Origin of the sequence: Nocardia sp. NPDC051321, assembly GCF_044455225.1 — a bacterium.
GTDB lineage: Bacteria > Actinomycetota > Actinomycetes > Mycobacteriales > Mycobacteriaceae > Nocardia.
In genome coordinates this window covers 217,092-232,944 of the sequence record NZ_JBITEM010000008.1, presented here as the reverse complement: position 1 = coordinate 232,944, position 15,853 = coordinate 217,092, and the positions used below count along the sequence as shown (strand labels likewise).

Below are 15,853 nucleotides of genomic sequence, written 5' to 3'. Positions count from 1 at the left end.
GATAGCGTGCGATAGGCGGTATCAGCGTGCGTCGGCGAAGACCTGCACGACCGGTCGTTGCGGGTCGTAGGTGCCCCACCCCGGGTCCCCGGTTTTCGCGAAAGCCACCCAGGCGGCATGCATCTGGGTCGCGAGGCCGACCGGGATATCGCCGGGTCCGAGCAAGCTGGTGTCCCCGCGAAGCCACGGGTCGTCGACCGCGTCGAAGACGAAGGGCAACTCGACGGTGTGGGCCGCGCCAAGCCGCCCGTTCAGCGCTGTCGAGCGGAACTCGAACGAGTAGACATGGGTGCGGCCACCCGAAATCCGGTTGTGCGCCTGCGCCATCCGCGTCGTACCGGCCCCGAACAGGGCCGCACCGAGAACTTCGGCACGCAGCTCACCCGGTGCGGCATCCGGCCGTTGCGCGCGGAGCTCGGCGACCGCGGTCTCCGGCTCCGCGTACACGCGGGCGGCGACAGCGAGTAGGTCAGCCTCGGTCGTGGTCTCCAGGGTGCCCGCGGGCACGACGTAGAGACGCCCCTCCTCGGTGTTGGTGCCGATCAACAGGTCGACGTCGGCCGCCGGGCCGTCCGCCAGACCGTCGGCAGGCTGGACGGGCAGCACCAGGCTGAACGGGCTGAGACCGACCAGCGGATCCGTCGCGGTGCCGGTGCGCAGATCCAAGCCGCTCAATGCAGGCAGTATCGCCAGAAAACGCTCGTCCGGAATCGCGGCGAACGCCTCGACAGTCGGCTCCACCTCCAGCGCGGCGGCCGCCGCCGCGGTCACCCGTTGCGCCTGCTCCGGCGTGAAAGCACCTGTGCCATTACCGCTTTGGATGATCGCCCGACGGAACAAGCCGTTGGCCGCCGGTTCGGCGAGTAGCGCGCCGACAAGGGTGGCACCAGCGGACTGCCCGAAGATCGTGACATTCTCCGGATCCCCACCGAATGTCGCGATCGTGTCGCGCACCCAACCGAGCGCGGCGAGCACATCGAGCAACCCTCGGTTGGCCGGAGCGCCTTCCAGGTCGAGGAAACCGGGAATGCCGAGGCGGTAGTTCACCGTCACGAGCACGACACCGTCGCGGGCGAAGGCGCTGCCGTCGTAGAGCGCGGCGCGGGTCGAGCCGGTGACGAACCCGCCGCCGTGCACGAAAACCATGACGGGACGCTTGCCGCTGTCGGCGGCGGGCGTGCGGACATCGACCGTCAGGTATTCCGCGCCCCGCACCCAGCCCGGTCCGAAGTAGGGAATCATGTCGAGCTTGCCGAAATCGCGGGCAGGCTGGGGCGCGGTCGGCCCCGGCTGGGTGCCGTCGCGGACATAGGACCAGCCCGGATGCCGGGTGGGCGGCGCGAAACGGCGGGTACCGGTCGGGGCCACCGCATACGGGATGGCACGGAAAAACTCACCGGACTTGTCGCGACCGCCGCGCACGGCGCCTGCTGGCGTGTCAACGACCGGGTCTGGATATTCAGGCATCGGGAAACGCTTCCTATCTGGGAGAGTTCAGGAGACGCGGGAGAAGGCCGCCCACTCTTTGATCGAGAACTTCGACCCGGTGCGCTCGACCTGCGCCGCGCCCTGTCCGCCGAAGTGCGCGGGGAAGACGAGCGCCTTGTTCTCGGCGGCCTGACCGAGCAACTTGTGCCGGGTGGCGCGGGCTTCGGCCGGGTCTTCGCAGAAGCAGGAGTTGATTTCCGGCTCCATGATCTGCAGCGGGGTGTGCATCAGGTCCCCGACGAACAGCGCCCGGTCGGTGCCCGACTCCAGCGCGAGCACGGACGAGCCGGGCGTGTGGCCGGGCGCGAGATCGAGCCGCAGGTTCTTGTCGATTTGATACGACCCGTCCCACAGGTGAGTCAGCCCCGCCTGGTGGATCGGCATGACACTGTCCTCGAAGACGTTCTGGTTGCCGCGGCCGAACACGGTCTCGGACTCGTTGGCCGGATCCCAGAACTCGAAGTCCCGCAACGGCATCAGGTAGGTGGCGTTCGGGAAGGTCGGCACCCAGGTGCGGCCGTCGAGGCGGGTGTTCCAGCCGACGTGGTCGATGTGCAGGTGGGTGTTGATCACGAGGTCGACGTCCTCGGGGCGAATCCCGGCGGCGGCGAGGTTGTCGAGGTAGTTCGTGTCGAGGCGGCTCCACACCGGCGCGTACGGCCGATCCTTGTGGTTGCCGACGCCGGTGTCGACGAGAATCGTGCGCCCCTCGCTGCGCAGCACCCAGGTCTGCAGCGCCGAGTGGCACTCGTTGGTCTCGATGTTCCAGAAGTCGGGTGCCAGTAGGCCGCGGTGTTCGTCCCATGAGCCGTCGGGGCTGTCCGGGAAGAACTGGTCCGGGCTCATCTCGACCGTGCCGTAGAACTCGCTGATTCGGCTGACGGTGACGTCGCCAAGGGTGATCTGTTCCATGTGGTCGAGCCTGGCCATCCGGACCCAAACCAACCACTCCCGCTTTGTCCTACCACTGGCAGGGTGTGGCTGCGCTCGACCCGCCCACGGATACTGGAGCGATGGACGGACCCGGACCCCTCGGCGACTTTCTCCAAGCCCGACGCGCCAGGCTGCGGCCGGAAGATGTCGGCTTGCGCGAAACCGGCCCCCGCAGGCGGGTCAGCGGCCTGCGGCGCGAAGAACTGGCCCAACTGGCAGGGGTCAGCGTCTCGTATTACGCACGGCTGGAACAGGGGATGTCGCGCGGAGCTTCGGCCGAGGTACTCGATGCCGTCGCCCGCGCGCTGCTGCTCGACGACCACGAGCGCGCACATCTCGACCGCCTCGCCGACGCCGCTCGCCACCTACCCCGAGTGCGCCGGCCACGACCCGAGAAGCTCGCCGACGAGACGCGCGACCTGCTCCGCGCCGTCGACGGCGTCCCGGCGCTGGTGCTCGGCCGGCGCACGGACGTGCTGGCGTGGAACACCCTCGGACACGCTCTGCTTGCCGGGCACCTGGACTTGCACAGTCCGGACGACCCTGCGCGACGGCCGAATATGAGTCGGCTGGTCTTCCTGGACCCGCACTGCCGCGAGCTGTACGCGGACTGGAAACGCAAGGCCCGCGCCGTAGTCGGCAATCTGCGTATCGCTGTCGGCAAGCATCCGGACGACCCGCTGCTCGCGGAACTCATCGGCGAGCTGACGATGAAAAGCCCCGAGTTCGTGACGCTGTGGGGCGACCATCGGGTGACACCGTGCGACGCCGCGTCCTATGAACTGCACCATCCGGTCGTCGGCGCGATGACGGTCACGCAGCAGACTCTCTCGATCGCCCGTGCCCCCGACCAAGCGCTGATCGTGTGCACAACCCCCGCCGGGTCCCCCACCGAGGAAGCTCTCGCGTTGCTCCGGCAGGCAGGCGAGGGTCGCACATCAGCGCGTGTCATGCCGGTACAAAACATGAACGGCACAGTCGCGCAACAGATTTGATCCGCCGCTCACGGCAGGTCGGAGAACCGCACATCGTGGGCAACGGCGGTCACGTGGAGGCCGTCGGCGCCGGGCTCGATGGACGTCAGCTTCGCGCCGAGCGGCAGCCGCTGCAGCGGCACCGTGAAGGTGAGGGTGCGGCGCAGCAGCGCCAGCGAGATCGTCGGCCCGCCCGCCGCCGACTGAACCGAGACCGGCGTGACCTCGATGCCGTCGTCGGTCGGTGCGACGGTGACGACAACGGTCCCCGGCACCGGGATGCCCTCCATCGAGAACGTCCCGGTGACGCGCAGCCCGTCCGGACTGTCGGACATCGACTCCACTCCTTTCGGCGCGAAGCCCTGCACGGTGTCGTAGGGAACCACGGCCGTCGCCGACGCCGTCGCCGCGACCAGGTTCGAGGTGCGGTTGTTGAGCAGATCGGTCAACGGCGCGGCCACATCCGTCAACGTGATATCGAGGTTGTGCACGGACAGCTTCTGCTCGCTCCAGTCGCCGACCCGAATGCCGATGTCGTGATACTTGCCGTCCACCGCCTGGGTCAGAAACGGGAAGCCGCGAATATCAACGCTCGGTTGCTGCGGGAGCTGGTAATCGGCCGCGATCTTGCGCGCGATCTCGTTCTGCGCCAGCACCACCGCAACCCGGTCGCCGACGATCAGCGCGATCGCCAGCACAACGATCAAAATCAGAAATGCGCGCATGCGCTCACCGGCTCAGTCATCCCACCATCATGCTGTGCGTCGCGCCCGACCGGTGCCAAGCACCGCGTTCGCCCCCATGCGTACCGTCTCGCTCCATCAATATGGACGGTGCGTCCACGCAGTTCGGCGGTCATGAGCCGTCGGCCACGATTGCCGTGACCCCCAATGCGGTGTCGAAGTTCGGGACGAGCCGGGTTTTGGTCAGCGCGAAGGCGATTCCCCGCGCGGGGTCCGCGTAGGCGTAACTTCCGCCGCCGCCCGGCCATCCGAACGCCACGGAGTTCTCCTCGGCAGGAGCGCCCATTCTGCCGATCGGAAAGCCGAGCGCCATCCGCGCCGGAGTACCGAAAACCTGATCCACCCCCTCGAACGCCAGCGCGGAGAATTCCGTCAACCGTGCGGAGTCCACCAGCTTGCCCTGCAGCACGGCATTGAACATCGCGGCAAGCCCACGCGCGCTGGCGATCCCCACCGACGGTATGTCGGCGCGCAGGATCTCGCCGTTGTTGCCGAAATCGGCACTCGGCTGGCTTTCCCACGGCGCGAGGATCGCGTCGTCCTGGGCGGCAGGCCATTGCCCTTTCGGCTGCTCCAAACGCGCCAACTCAGGAAGCGCCTGATCCGGGGCGGCGAAGTAGAGCTGTCCTTCGATCCCGAGCGGCACGGTGATCCACTCGTGCAGCAGCTCGCTCATGGACCGCCCGGTTGTGCGGCGGGCCAGTTCGCCGACGAGATAGCCGAAGGTATAGGAGTGATAGCCCATCGCGGTGCCCGGCGGCCAGCGCGGTTCGGCGGCGGCCAGCGACTCACATACCCTCGACCAGTCGGGAAGCTGATCCGGGGTGATCTCGCGCGGCATAGCCGGCAGGCCGACGGTGTGGGTCAGCACGTGTCGCAGTGTCGCCGTTGACTTTCCGTGCGCACCGAACTCGGGCCAAACCTCGGTGACCGGACTGTCGTAGTCGAGGAAACCGCGCGCGACGAGCAGCTGCGCGAGTGTGGCCGTGACATTCTTGGCAAGAGAGAAACTGAAGATCGGCGTACCCGAGGTGACCGGTTGCCCGTCGGCCGAGCCCGCCACCGCGTCGACGATCAGCGCGCCATCCCGATAAACAGCGACCTGCACCCCCTCCTCTATGCCGGTACGAACCAGCATGTCGATATGCCGCTCAATCTGTTCCTGCATCGCTCTCCTGGTCACTACATCGACTGGACACTGGGATGGTCAGGCGCACAAGGTCCGAGTGGCGGGAACGACGTCACCGATCCAGCGGCGAAGCTGAGTGTCGTCGGCGGATTCGGGCCAGTATACGAAGGTGTCGAAGCCGGTCTGCGTGGCGAGATCGGCCAGGATGCGCGCCCAGCCCGCGGCGTCGGTGCGGATCGGTTCCTCGCCGCGCAGGGTGACCGGTCCAGGAGTGTCGGTGATCGTTCCGACGAGTTGCGCCATCCGGGTGATGTCGGCCGGGTTACGTCCCGCATCGATCGCGCCGGCAGAGATAATGTCCTGTGCCGCTTGCCATTTCTCGTACGGCAGGTAGTGCGGGATGGGTGCGGCCCACCCGTCGGCGATCCGCCCCGTGAGCGCGTTGGCCTTCGGGCCGACGCTACCGAACCAGATGCCGACCGGATGCGCGGGCGCGGGTCCGGACTGCACGCCGTGCACGGTGTAGTGCGTGCCGTGAACTTTCGCCTTCGTCCCAGGCAGCCACATGGCCCGGATGATCGCCGTGGCTTCCGCCAGCGCCTGCAACGCTTCGGGATTCGACCGCACCGGTCCGCCCATGGCACCGATCGCGGGCCAGAACGCACCGGCCCCCAACGCGAGTTCGAAGCGCCCGCCGCTGAGCAGATCCAGGGTCGCCGCCTGCTTCCCGAGCATCGCGGGCCCGCGCAACGGCAGGCTCGCCACATCCGGAAACACCCGCAGCCGTTCGGTTTCCGCCAGCACCGTGGCGATTACCGCGAACGTGTCAGCCAACCCACCCGAGTACGGATGATCCTGAATACCCAGCAGATCCAGGCCCTCCCGATCCGCGACCTTCGCCATCGCACGTAGCTGCGGCAGCTCGGTCACCGTCGGCGCCAACTGAATACCGAATCGTAAGATCACCCCGCGATCATGCCAGCGTGCGCGGGGACGCGATCACCTCGGCCGTCCCCGGGTCGTAGTTGCTATCGTGGCAGGGTGACGAACATCCGACAGGCATGGCGCTGGCTGCTCCAACAGCCCGTCTAACCATGTCCGCGGGCTGTACGCAGCCCGCAGTCACATCTCACGTGCACGAGGTTCGTACGGCCCCTTGACCCAGGAGCCCTACGTTGAATACCTTCTCCGCCACCATCGAACGCAGCGACACGTTGCGTGCCGCGGTCACCGAGCACCCGCACCGATACCGCATTCTCACCGGCGAACGCCCCACCGGCCCTTTACATCTGGGCCATTACTTCGGCACCGTCGCCGAGCGTGTGCGGCTACACGAGCTCGGTGTGGACACGTTCGTCATCCTCGCCGACTATCAGGTCATCACCGACCGCGACGCGATCGGCAAGGTCCGCGACAACGTCTATAGCGCCGTCCTGGACTATTTGGCCGCCGGTATCGACCCGAGTCGGGCAACCATTTTCACGCACTCTTCGGTGCCCGCGCTCAACCAACTACTGCTGCCGTTCCTCAGCCTGGTCACCGAGGCCGAACTGCATCGCAATCCCACGGTGAAGGCAGAGCACGCGGCATCGGGACGCGCACTCAGCGGACTCCTGCTCACCTACCCGGTCCACCAAGCCGCCGACATCCTGTTCTGCAAGGGCAACTTGGTTCCCGTCGGGAAGGACAACCTGCCGCACGTCGAGTTGACCAGGGTGATCGCCCGACGCTTCAACGAACGCTACGGCGATGTCTTCCCCGCGCCGCAGGCACTGCTCACCTCCGCACCGGAAGTTCCCGGTCTGGACGGCAGAAAGATGTCCAAAAGCTATGGCAATGCGATCGCATTGTCGATGACCGCCGACGAAACGACCGCCTTGATCCGCCGAGCCCCCACCGACTCGCAACGACGCATCACCTTCGATCCGGTCCACCGGCCCGGCGTATCCGCACTGCTCACCACCGCCGCGCTGTGTTCCGGTCGCGACGAACGAGCACTGGCCGACGACATCGGCGAGGCCGGGGCGGGAACGCTCAAGAAGGTCACCGCCGAGGCGGTCAACGAGTTCCTCGCGCCGCATCGGCAGCGCCGCAGCGATTTCGCGCGCGACCCGGACTACGTACGCGATGTACTGCGAGACGGGAACCGCCGCGCCAATGAGGTGGCCACCCGAACTCTCGACGAAGTGCATGCCGCGATGGGCACCGCGTATTGAGATGTAGACATCATGGCGTCGGTTCCGACGTCTCAGGTAAGGATGGGTCAGCCGGGCGCATCCGCGACGCGAAGGAGCCGTGATGAAGTACGTGATCCTGATTCACTCCAACCCGCAGCCCTGGGGCCATCCGACGGGCGACTACCTGCCCGAATACCAGGCGATGCCACCGGAACAGCGGGATCGGATGACCGCCGATTTCGAGAAGTTGCTCGGCGAGATGCAGGAGAACGGTGAGTTGGTGACGGGCGAGGCACTCGGGGCGCCCGAGTCGTCGCGGCTGTACCGATGGGACGACGGGAAACCGCTGGTGGCCGACGGCCCGTATTCGGAAGCCAAGGAGCATTTGGCGGGGTTCTTCCTGATCGACGTGGAAAGCCACACTCGCGCCGAGGAGATTGCCGCGCAGTTCGCCGGTCCGGGGGAAACCGTCGAACTGCGGCCGACGATGTGGCCGGGCGGCGACGACCAGTGAACAACCGGGTGGTGGAGGACGTGTGGCGGCACGAGTCGCCGCATGTCCTCGCCGCCCTGCTGCGCAGGCACGGCGACCTCGGCGACTGTGAGGACGCCGCGCAGGAAGCGGCCGAGGCGGCGACGGTGCAGTGGTCGCGCGAGGGGCTGCCCGCCAATCCGCGGGGCTGGCTCATCACCGTCGCGTCGCGGCGGCTGATCGACCGGTTGCGTGCCGACGGTGCACGGGCCGGACGCGAAGCGGCGGTGGCCGTCGCACAGCCGAGCGACTCGCACCTCGCGCGGCCTGCGGATCAGGTGACCACCGCCGACAGCGACGACATGCTGCAGCTGTTCGTGCTGTGCTGCCACCCGAGCCTGAGCCGTTCCTCACAGGTCGCGTTGACCCTGCACGCCGTCGGCGGCCTTGGCGTCGGCGAGATCGCCGCCGCCTACCTCGTCCCGCCACGCACCATGACGCAGCGCCTGACCCGGGCCAGGTCGACCCTGCGCGCGGCCGGCGCGGTGTTCGCACTCCCGAGCCCGGCGGACCTGCCCGCGCGCATCGCGCCCGTACTCGATGTGTGCCATCTGATGTTCACCGAGGGCCACACCCGTTCCGCCGGTGGCACACTGGTCGATGGCAGTCTGACCGATGAGGCAATCCGGTTGACCCGCCAATTGCATTGCGCGATACCGGATCATGACGAAGTCGCGGGCGCGCTGGCCCTCATGCTGCTCACCCGTTCCCGAGCCGCGACCCGCACCGAGGACGGCAACCTGGTCCCGCTCGCCGAGCAGGACCGCCCCCGCTGGGATCGCGACCTGATCGCCGAAGGCGTCGGCATTCTGGAGCGGGTCCTGCCGCGCGGCCATGTCGGCCGTTTCCAGCTGCAGGCCGCGATCGCCGCCGTGCACGCAGAGGCGCCCACCTGGGCGAGCACCGACTGGCCGCAGATCGGCGTGCTCTACGCCATGCTCGATCGAGTCGCGCCGAGCCCGTTCGTCACGCTCAACCGGGCCGTCGCCCTCAGCATGGCCGTCGACCCGAAGCAGGGTTTGGACCTCATCGCACCTTTGCTCGACAACCCGGCCATGCGGCGTCATCACCGGACCCACGCGGTGCGCGCCCATCTACTGGAAATGATCGGCGACCGCACCGGCGCCATCGACAGCTACCGGCGGGCCGCGCAACTCACCGCGAGCGTTCCCGAACAGCGCTACCTCAACGGTCGGGTACGTCGCCTTACCGATCCGAGTTAGCTACATATCCCCGAAGCCGCTTGAACCTACTCGGCCACAACCGATCCGGCGCAAACCCGGACCGACGCGATCTCGAGCAGCCCGTCGAGGTCGACCTTGCCGACGGTCTGGTTCGCGTCCACCCGGAGGTCGTCGCGGCGAGCGAGGTCGAGGACGCGTTCGGCCAGCGGCATGACCATGTGGCGGCCCCAGCATCGTTCCGACGCGTGACCGAAGGGTAGATAGCCGGGGTGCGCCTCGGGATCGAGGTTTTCCCAGCGCTCGGGGCGGAATTCGTCCGGTGCTTCCCAAAGGCGGGGGTCGCGCTGGCTGAGCAAGGGCAGCAAGAGCAGGTCATCACCAACGCCGATCCGTGCGTCGACCGCCGAATACTCGGAGCCTTTGAGGCGCAGGAGATTCCAGGACGGCGGCAGCAACCGCAGGGTCTCTAGCAGGATGTTGCGGTTCGAGGTCTCCGGATCCAGCGGCGAGGCCAGCCACATGGCGCTGGTCACCAAGGCGGCCACCGTGAAACACACCGGCGCCGCGACCCGGCGATAGAGGTACATGGCGTATCGGCGATCGCGAAAACCATTGGCCTGGAACACCTGTGTCGCCAGCTTCGACAGCGGTCGCCGCTGTCCCGTTCTGCCGATCAGCGCGGCACCAGAGGTGACCGCCGACCAGGTCAGCTTCGGGGTCAGTTCGAGCCTGCGGTCGACCAGCATCCGGAATCGGAAATCCTCACCGCCGAAGACCAGATCGCGCACATAATCGTGCGCTCGCTGCGGCCAGACGCCGACGAGCGGGCCATCCGTCTCGAGCGGAACCTTCAACGCCGCGCGCACATCCGCGCCGACGGCCTGCATGAAGGTGGACGCGTCGACCCGGCTGACCAGCCGCCGATGTACGGGCTTGAAGGTCGGGCGTTCGTCGGGTCGCGCGGGCCTGGCGCCGAGTACCGCGTCCATCAGATCGGCTCCGGCGATTCCGATGGTGTCGGGCTCGAGGCGGAAAAGGTCGGCGCCACGGTACTTTTCGAAAAGTTCGGCCATTCGCGGCGCGAAAACAACGGTTCGTGAATTTCCAGCACTGTGCCGTATGGACATGACGAACTCCCGGATGACAGGACGGGACTCGCGCCCGGCGGGGTTACCGGCGGGCGCGAGTGCGACAACTACCCGGAAGCGTCAGATCCACCCGTACCAGGCGTACTTCTTCAGGCTCTTCTGTTGCTTCATCCGCTTGACCATACGTACGAGAGTCATGACTCCACCTTCGGTTGTGAGTGTGTCCGGTAGGCGCGCCTGGATCGCAGGCACCGGTCGAGCGTAAGTGAGACCCGTTGGCGGCAGGTACGTTTCGGTGAAGTTATCGTCAAATGCTATGGGCGTGATGCAAATATTATGCGTCGCAACGTACAGTAGCGATTGGTAAATCTTGCCTGTCAGCGAATAGCTAAGGCGCACAATGACTATCGCGGCCTCGACGCAAATCGAAATGCTGGACGACGACTTCCATACGCACCCGCACACGTACTACCACCGGTGGCGGGAGCAAGGTCCCGTGCTGCGCATACACACGCCCTCGGGAGTGGTGAGCTGGCTGGTCGTCGGTTACGCCGAAGCCCGTGCCGCGCTGCGTGATCCACGATTACGCAAGAGCGCCGATGGCATAAGAGAGCTCTTCCACCAGAAGCATCCGACGGCACCGCCGAACGCCCCGCTCGCCAACCTCGACCACAACATGGCCAATAGTGATTCGCCCCAACATGTCCGGCTGCGAAAGCTGGTCAACAAGGCCTTCACCCACCGTGCCATCGCCGAGTTGCGCCCCCACATCGAGCAGACCACCCACGCGCTACTCGACGAGATGGCCGAGCACGACGAGGTCGATCTGCTCACCGCATTCGTCCTGCCGCTACCGGTCCGCATGATCTGCGACATGTTCGGCATACCCCGCGACGAAATACCGGGATTTCAGCAGTGGGCACGTGACCTGTTCCGAGTCGTCGGTGACGAGCGTGCCCAGGCATTCCGCGAATTACGCTCCTACCTAAGCGGATTAGTGGCTCGAAAGCGAGCTGATCCAGGTATCGATCTGCTGTCCAAGCTGATACACGCCCATGACAACGGCGAGTCGCTCACCGAAGCCGAGCTGGAAGACATGGCCGTCATGCTGCTGGTATCCGGCCACGGAACGACAGTCGATCTGTTGACCACCGGATCACTCGCACTGCTCCGCGACGATTCGCTCTCGAATACGTTGCGCGCCAACCCTTCAACACTCCCCGCGGCCGTCGACGAGTTCCTCCGATTCGACGGCCCGATCCACCTATCCACCATTCGCTACACCACGGAGCCGATACAAATCGGCGACATAGAAATCCCAGCAGCCGAATTCATCCACATCGCCATAGCCGCCGCCAACCACGACCCAGCCCTTTTCCCCGACCCCGACCACCTCGACATCACCCGCGACGCCAGCCACCATCTAGCTTTCGGTCATGGCGCCCACTTCTGCGTAGGCGCCCCCTTGGCCCGCATGGAAGCAACAGTCGCCTTCGCCGCCCTACTCCACCGCTTTCCAAACCTACACCTGGCATGCACATACCCAGATTTGATCTGGCACAACAACTTCGGCTTCCCCACCCTCACCGAACTCCCAGTACGACTTGGCACCACCAGCGCTCACCAAGGATCGTGATCCGTTCACCGTCGCTCACCGCGAACCGTCCCCCACCCAGGCCAGCGCCTTCGCCCCCTTGACCGTAACCACAGGGTGCGGCGGGTTCATGGTCTTTTATGCTCACCAAGTGGAGGAAAACGGGTGGGCATGGGATGCGTCGCTGTATCGCGGTAGTGCCGCGTACTACGCGCGAGGTCGGCTGCCGTATCCGAAGGCGCTCGCCGAGACGCTGACCGTCGAGCTTCGCCTCGATGGTTCCGGTCGGCTGCTGGACGTCGGGTGCGGTCCCGGTTCACTGACTCTGCTGCTGGCCAGCAACTTCGAGCAAGCCGTCGGGGTCGACGCCGACATGATCCGCGAAGCCGATCGGCTCGCCGCGCAGGCCGCGATCCCCAACACCCGGTGGGTGTGCATGCGCGCCGAGGATCTTCCCGCCGGACTCGGCCGTTTCGAAGTGATCACCTTCGCCCAGTCGTTTCACTGGATGGATCGGCCGAAAGTCGCTGCTGCGGTGCACGATATGCTTGAGAGCGGCGGAGTTTGCGTCCACGTGCATGCGAATACATATCAAGGTATCGCAGGCGCAGCACCGACTCCGTACCCCAAACCACCGCATTCTGCGATCGATGAATTGGTACGCTCGCACCTCGGTCCGGTACGCCGCGCGGGCGCGAGCCTGCTCCCGAACGGCACCACATCTGTTCGGCGACACCCTGGCCAGCTTCGAGACCGAACTCCGCCACCTCTTACACAACGCCAGCCTAAGTGGGATGTTCAGCGAACACACCCACGAGACCGCCATCGACATCTGGCGGCGTTGAAGCGGATGAATAGTTCCAGATCCGCGTGCGCTCCATATGTGTGAACAGACCGTCCGGACAGGCGATTTCGATACAATTACCTGAGGTGAAAGGGCGCGGATGTCGCCTCCACTTGGCTGAGCGATGCGCCCAATTCCTTCATCGATCGCAGTATTCCGAGTGACGGGAACGAAATGAGTATCAGCAAACAAATCGCCGCTGGCGAACTGGACAATCTCACGTTTCACGGCAAGCTCGAGAACGGGCACCTGGTGCCGGGTGGCCTGCTCGGCGACCAGGCCGCGATGGACGACATCGAGGTCGGCATCTACGTGCTGGAGAAGGACGGCACGCTGATCGCCTGCAACAAGACCGCGATCGGCGCCTGGGGCCGCAGTCCAGAACTGGGCACGACCGAGAAGTACTGCGGCGCCTTCCGTTTACGCTACCCGTCCGGCGAGGTCATGCCGCATGAAGCCGCCCCGCCCTCGGTAGTCATCAACAACGGCGGCACCGTCCGCGACGCCGACGTCATCTGCGAACAGCCCGATGGTTTCCGGTTGCTCGCACTGGTGAACGTCTTCCCGATCCGCGACGAGTCCGACGAGGTAGTCGGCGCGGTCAACATTTTCCGCCACAACACCACCAAGACCGTGCCGGGGTTGCTGGAGTCAGCAGACGCCGGCTGAGCACCGTTCAACAGCCACGCAGCGCCTCTCCCTGGCGGCACCGCCTGCTGGGAGAGGCGCTGCTCCGTACGTAACGTGTCAAAGCCGTTTCCCGACAGCGTGATCCCCATTGCCGGACAGCGCTACATCTTCCAGGCGTATCCGAAGGCCGCCTGGGTCGCCAACGTGCACGCTGCGCAGACTGTCACCCTGTCCAGAGGTCGCCGGTCCTCGGTAGTGCGATTGGTCGAATTGCCGGTCGAGGAGCGGCGGCCGATCCTGCACGACCACATCGCGAACAGCCATGCGCGAGTAGGCAATCTGTTCGTCACCACCGGCTTGGTCGACGACCCGACTCCGCAGGGTGTCGCCGCTGCCGCGGATCGAATCGCGGTATTCCGCGTCGCGCCCGTGTAAGTCCGAACGGAGCCATGAGTGCCGCGATCGTCCGCACTGAAGTTGCAAGTGGCGCGGACACACCCCCTTGACGAGGGTTCGCAAGACGCCAGCTTCGACCGATCGGCGGCGCGGAGACCCAGGCGCGCTTAGAACGGACTCGCGGCGGCCAGCGACGAACTGAGGGCGATCGCGGCGATTACTACCAGCAGCAACAGCCCCAGTAAGGCTCCAGGGACGTTGTCGATGAGCGCGGGTTCGGTGCGGTACGAGCGTGCGGCCGTCATGGATGGAAACCTCCGGTAGTCGGACGGGGGTATAGCACCGCGATTCCCGGTTCCTCGAACGTCAAACCCTGGCTGGTTGATGCCCCGGGGATTGACTCGCGGCACCGCGCCGGGTGATGCCGGTGACCTGGGCTGCTCCCCACAGAATCAGTGCGGCGACAGCGTAGGCGGCGCCGACCCAGCAGGAGCCCGACCAGCCCCAATTGCTGTAGGCCCAGGTGGTGGTGATCGCGCCGAGCGCGGATCCGAGGGAGTAGAAGGCCATGTAGGCGCCGATGACACTGCTGGCGTTGTTCGGGTGCGCCGCGGTCAGCAGGTGCTGGCTGCTGACGTGGACAGCCTGGACGGCGAAGTCGAGCAGGATGATGCCGACGATGAGCAACCACAGGGCCGCTTCGGTTCGGGCGATGAGTGGCCAGGCGGCGGTCAGCAGCACCAGCGCGGAACCGGTAATCGCCTGTGCGCGACCGGAATCGGCCGATCGTCCGGCGCGGGCGGCACCGAGGGCACCGGCCAGGCCGACCACTCCGAACAGGCCGATCTGGGTGGTGCCGAAGTTCCAGGGGTCGGTGCCGAGCGGGAGGGCGAGCCCGCTCCAGAGGGTGCCGAAGGAGGCGAAGAGGAAGAAGGTGATCAGTCCTCGGCTCAGGAAGAGTCGATCGGTGCGGGCGAGTCGCCCCATCGACGCCAGCACCTGGACGTACCGCGCGTCGGAGGTCCGGCTGTCCGGGTCGAGTGTCGCGCGGACGGTGAGTGCCAGTGCCAGACAGAGCGCGGCGAGCAGCGCGTACACGGCACGCCAGACGACTGTGTCGCCGAGCACACCCGCGACGACGCGAACGCCGAGAATGCCGATCACCACACCGGAGGTGACCGCGCCGATATTGCGTCCCCGCTCGTTCGGCGCGGAAACGGCGGCGACATAGGCAACGGTCACCTGAACCACGACCGCGAACAGACCCGCGACCGCCAACCCCACCACCGCGACCACACCGTTCGGCGCGACGGCCACGACCGCGGCCCCCACGGCGGTGAGCACCAGATGCACGGTGATGAGCCGACGACGATTCAACACATCGCCGAGCGGAACCAGCAGGACGAGACCGGCGAAGTAGCCGACCTGCCCGGCGGCGACCAGCCAGCCCAACGACTCGCGCGCCAGTCCCAATCCAGTGCCCGCCGTCTCCAATACCGGCTGGATCGCATAGATCGTGGACACCGCCACCGCGCACACCAGCGCCAGCACCAACCGCTGTGACCTCGTGACTCCTACGGCCACAACACCTCCCGAAATTAGTAGCAAAATGCAACTATTTGAAGATAGGGCATAATAGTTTCATATTGCAACCGATAGAACGGAGGCTCATGACCGCGACGCCCAGTTCCGGCCGCGACTGGACCGACCCCACCTGCCCGGTCGCGCGCACCGTAGACCTCGTCGGCGACCGATGGAGCCTGCTGATCGTGCGCGACGCCATGGACGGCGCGGCGACGTTCACCGAATTCCAGCAACGGCTCGGCATCGCCAGAAACATCCTCACCGACCGCCTGCGCAAACTCGTCGACCACAACATCCTCACCACCAGCACCGCCCCCGGCGGCAAGCGGCACAGCTACGAACTCACCACGGCCGGCCGAGATCTCTTCACCGTCGTCGTCGCATTACGCCAATGGGGAGAACGCCACGCCTTCACCGCCGGCGAACCCCGCTCGACCCTCGTCGACCACGACGGCAGACCCATCGCCCGACTGCGCACCGAAGACCACGCGGGCAACCCCGTCACCGCGGCCACCACCCGAGTTCACAAGGCCTTCCCCGCAGACGCGTGATCGGCG

18 protein-coding genes and 1 pseudogene are annotated in these 15,853 nt (G+C 66.2%); 10 read left to right on the top strand and 9 right to left on the bottom strand.

Annotation, left to right across the window (positions count from 1 at the left end):
- Positions 1-21: 21 nt before the first annotated feature.
- Together ACIA8C_RS20835 and ACIA8C_RS20830 are read right to left on the bottom strand one after the other, a co-directional pair.
- Positions 22-1,467, bottom strand: a complete 1,446-nt coding sequence (locus ACIA8C_RS20835) for a carboxylesterase/lipase family protein (RefSeq protein WP_397137003.1) — start codon at positions 1,465-1,467, stop codon at positions 22-24.
- 27 nt (positions 1,468-1,494) lie between these two features.
- Positions 1,495-2,400, bottom strand: coding sequence for an MBL fold metallo-hydrolase (locus ACIA8C_RS20830; protein WP_397137001.1), 906 nt, complete (start codon positions 2,398-2,400; stop codon positions 1,495-1,497).
- 101 nt (positions 2,401-2,501) lie between these two features.
- Between ACIA8C_RS20830 and ACIA8C_RS20825 the strand changes: the two genes are divergently transcribed.
- Positions 2,502-3,416 carry a helix-turn-helix domain-containing protein gene (locus ACIA8C_RS20825; RefSeq protein WP_397136999.1) on the top strand — a complete coding sequence of 305 codons (915 nt, stop codon included), beginning with the start codon at positions 2,502-2,504 and terminating at the stop codon, positions 3,414-3,416.
- An 8-nt stretch (positions 3,417-3,424) separates the two neighbouring features.
- On the opposite strand, the gene ACIA8C_RS20820 is transcribed toward ACIA8C_RS20825, so the two are convergent.
- The 3 genes from ACIA8C_RS20820 to ACIA8C_RS20810 all read right to left on the bottom strand — a co-directional run bounded on the left by ACIA8C_RS20820 (position 3,425) and on the right by ACIA8C_RS20810 (position 6,233).
- On the bottom strand, positions 3,425-4,120 hold the full coding sequence (locus ACIA8C_RS20820; protein WP_397136997.1) for a DUF2993 domain-containing protein: 696 nt from the start codon (positions 4,118-4,120) through the stop codon (positions 3,425-3,427).
- Between the two features lie 130 nt (positions 4,121-4,250).
- Positions 4,251-5,306, bottom strand: a complete 1,056-nt coding sequence (locus tag ACIA8C_RS20815) for a serine hydrolase domain-containing protein (protein ID WP_397136995.1) — start codon at positions 5,304-5,306, stop codon at positions 4,251-4,253.
- Positions 5,307-5,345: 39 nt separating this feature from the next.
- Entirely contained in the window at positions 5,346-6,233 is an 888-nt protein-coding gene (locus tag ACIA8C_RS20810; protein ID WP_397136993.1) for an LLM class flavin-dependent oxidoreductase, read from the bottom strand.
- A gap of 209 nt (positions 6,234-6,442) precedes the next feature.
- Here ACIA8C_RS20810 and trpS point away from each other — a divergent pair, with 209 nt between their 5' ends.
- The 3 genes from trpS to ACIA8C_RS20795 all read left to right on the top strand — a co-directional run bounded on the left by trpS (position 6,443) and on the right by ACIA8C_RS20795 (position 9,199).
- On the top strand, positions 6,443-7,483 hold the full coding sequence (gene trpS, locus ACIA8C_RS20805; protein WP_397136991.1) for a tryptophan--tRNA ligase: 1,041 nt from the start codon (positions 6,443-6,445) through the stop codon (positions 7,481-7,483).
- A gap of 82 nt (positions 7,484-7,565) precedes the next feature.
- Positions 7,566-7,958, top strand: a complete 393-nt coding sequence (locus tag ACIA8C_RS20800; RefSeq protein WP_397136989.1) for a YciI family protein — start codon at positions 7,566-7,568, stop codon at positions 7,956-7,958.
- A complete protein-coding gene (locus ACIA8C_RS20795; protein WP_397136987.1) occupies positions 7,955-9,199 on the top strand; it encodes an RNA polymerase sigma factor in 1,245 nt (414 codons plus the stop codon). Before ACIA8C_RS20800 ends, ACIA8C_RS20795 begins: the two co-directional genes overlap by 4 nt.
- A gap of 26 nt (positions 9,200-9,225) precedes the next feature.
- Here ACIA8C_RS20795 and ACIA8C_RS20790 read toward each other — a convergent pair whose 3' ends face one another.
- Complete coding sequence (locus ACIA8C_RS20790) at positions 9,226-10,233, bottom strand: cytochrome P450 (RefSeq protein ID WP_397136985.1); 1,008 nt, start codon at positions 10,231-10,233, stop codon at positions 9,226-9,228.
- A gap of 135 nt (positions 10,234-10,368) precedes the next feature.
- Positions 10,369-10,446, bottom strand: a complete 78-nt coding sequence (locus ACIA8C_RS20785; protein ID WP_218023992.1) for a tryptorubin family RiPP precursor — start codon at positions 10,444-10,446, stop codon at positions 10,369-10,371.
- A gap of 202 nt (positions 10,447-10,648) precedes the next feature.
- Here ACIA8C_RS20785 and ACIA8C_RS20780 point away from each other — a divergent pair, with 202 nt between their 5' ends.
- From ACIA8C_RS20780 to ACIA8C_RS20760, 5 genes and pseudogenes are all read left to right on the top strand, one after another.
- Positions 10,649-11,884 (top strand): cytochrome P450, encoded by a 1,236-nt coding sequence (locus ACIA8C_RS20780; protein WP_397136983.1) that lies wholly within the window; start codon positions 10,649-10,651, stop codon positions 11,882-11,884.
- Between the two features lie 88 nt (positions 11,885-11,972).
- Positions 11,973-12,377 (top strand): annotated as a pseudogene (locus ACIA8C_RS20775) (class I SAM-dependent methyltransferase); the annotation flags it as partial.
- Between the two features lie 115 nt (positions 12,378-12,492).
- Complete coding sequence (locus ACIA8C_RS20770) at positions 12,493-12,687, top strand: hypothetical protein (protein ID WP_397137447.1); 195 nt, start codon at positions 12,493-12,495, stop codon at positions 12,685-12,687.
- A 173-nt stretch (positions 12,688-12,860) separates the two neighbouring features.
- Positions 12,861-13,355, top strand: a complete 495-nt coding sequence (locus ACIA8C_RS20765) for a histidine kinase (RefSeq protein ID WP_397136980.1) — start codon at positions 12,861-12,863, stop codon at positions 13,353-13,355.
- A 75-nt stretch (positions 13,356-13,430) separates the two neighbouring features.
- Positions 13,431-13,751, top strand: coding sequence for a nitroreductase family deazaflavin-dependent oxidoreductase (locus tag ACIA8C_RS20760; RefSeq protein WP_397136978.1), 321 nt, complete (start codon positions 13,431-13,433; stop codon positions 13,749-13,751).
- Between the two features lie 128 nt (positions 13,752-13,879).
- Here ACIA8C_RS20760 and ACIA8C_RS20755 read toward each other — a convergent pair whose 3' ends face one another.
- Together ACIA8C_RS20755 and ACIA8C_RS20750 are read right to left on the bottom strand one after the other, a co-directional pair.
- Entirely contained in the window at positions 13,880-14,017 is a 138-nt protein-coding gene (locus tag ACIA8C_RS20755; RefSeq protein WP_397136976.1) for a hypothetical protein, read from the bottom strand.
- A 61-nt stretch (positions 14,018-14,078) separates the two neighbouring features.
- The gene (locus ACIA8C_RS20750; protein WP_397136973.1) at positions 14,079-15,296 is read right to left on the bottom strand and encodes an MFS transporter; all 1,218 of its coding nucleotides are present in this window, start codon (positions 15,294-15,296) and stop codon (positions 14,079-14,081) included.
- 86 nt (positions 15,297-15,382) lie between these two features.
- On the opposite strand from ACIA8C_RS20750, the gene ACIA8C_RS20745 reads away from it, so the two are divergent.
- Positions 15,383-15,847 carry a winged helix-turn-helix transcriptional regulator gene (locus ACIA8C_RS20745; RefSeq protein WP_397136971.1) on the top strand — a complete coding sequence of 155 codons (465 nt, stop codon included), beginning with the start codon at positions 15,383-15,385 and terminating at the stop codon, positions 15,845-15,847.
- Positions 15,848-15,853: the final 6 nt, after the last annotated feature.

What these genes read in the sequence shown, in the direction of transcription:
- ACIA8C_RS20835 (WP_397137003.1), bottom strand. Translation starts at nt 1,467, where the DNA reads ATGCCTGAATATCCAGACCCGGTCGTTGACACGCCAGCAGGCGCCGTG.
- ACIA8C_RS20830 (WP_397137001.1), bottom strand. Translation starts at nt 2,400, where the DNA reads ATGGAACAGATCACCCTTGGCGACGTCACCGTCAGCCGAATCAGCGAG.
- ACIA8C_RS20825 (WP_397136999.1), top strand. Translation starts at nt 2,502, where the DNA reads ATGGACGGACCCGGACCCCTCGGCGACTTTCTCCAAGCCCGACGCGCC.
- ACIA8C_RS20820 (WP_397136997.1), bottom strand. Translation starts at nt 4,120, where the DNA reads ATGCGCGCATTTCTGATTTTGATCGTTGTGCTGGCGATCGCGCTGATC.
- ACIA8C_RS20815 (WP_397136995.1), bottom strand. Translation starts at nt 5,306, where the DNA reads ATGCAGGAACAGATTGAGCGGCATATCGACATGCTGGTTCGTACCGGC.
- ACIA8C_RS20800 (WP_397136989.1), top strand. Translation starts at nt 7,566, where the DNA reads ATGAAGTACGTGATCCTGATTCACTCCAACCCGCAGCCCTGGGGCCAT.
- ACIA8C_RS20790 (WP_397136985.1), bottom strand. Translation starts at nt 10,233, where the DNA reads ATGGCCGAACTTTTCGAAAAGTACCGTGGCGCCGACCTTTTCCGCCTC.
- ACIA8C_RS20785 (WP_218023992.1), bottom strand. Translation starts at nt 10,446, where the DNA reads ATGACTCTCGTACGTATGGTCAAGCGGATGAAGCAACAGAAGAGCCTG.
- ACIA8C_RS20780 (WP_397136983.1), top strand. Translation starts at nt 10,649, where the DNA reads ATGACTATCGCGGCCTCGACGCAAATCGAAATGCTGGACGACGACTTC.
- ACIA8C_RS20770 (WP_397137447.1), top strand. Translation starts at nt 12,493, where the DNA reads ATGAATTGGTACGCTCGCACCTCGGTCCGGTACGCCGCGCGGGCGCGA.
- ACIA8C_RS20765 (WP_397136980.1), top strand. Translation starts at nt 12,861, where the DNA reads ATGAGTATCAGCAAACAAATCGCCGCTGGCGAACTGGACAATCTCACG.
- ACIA8C_RS20755 (WP_397136976.1), bottom strand. Translation starts at nt 14,017, where the DNA reads ATGACGGCCGCACGCTCGTACCGCACCGAACCCGCGCTCATCGACAAC.
- ACIA8C_RS20745 (WP_397136971.1), top strand. Translation starts at nt 15,383, where the DNA reads ATGACCGCGACGCCCAGTTCCGGCCGCGACTGGACCGACCCCACCTGC.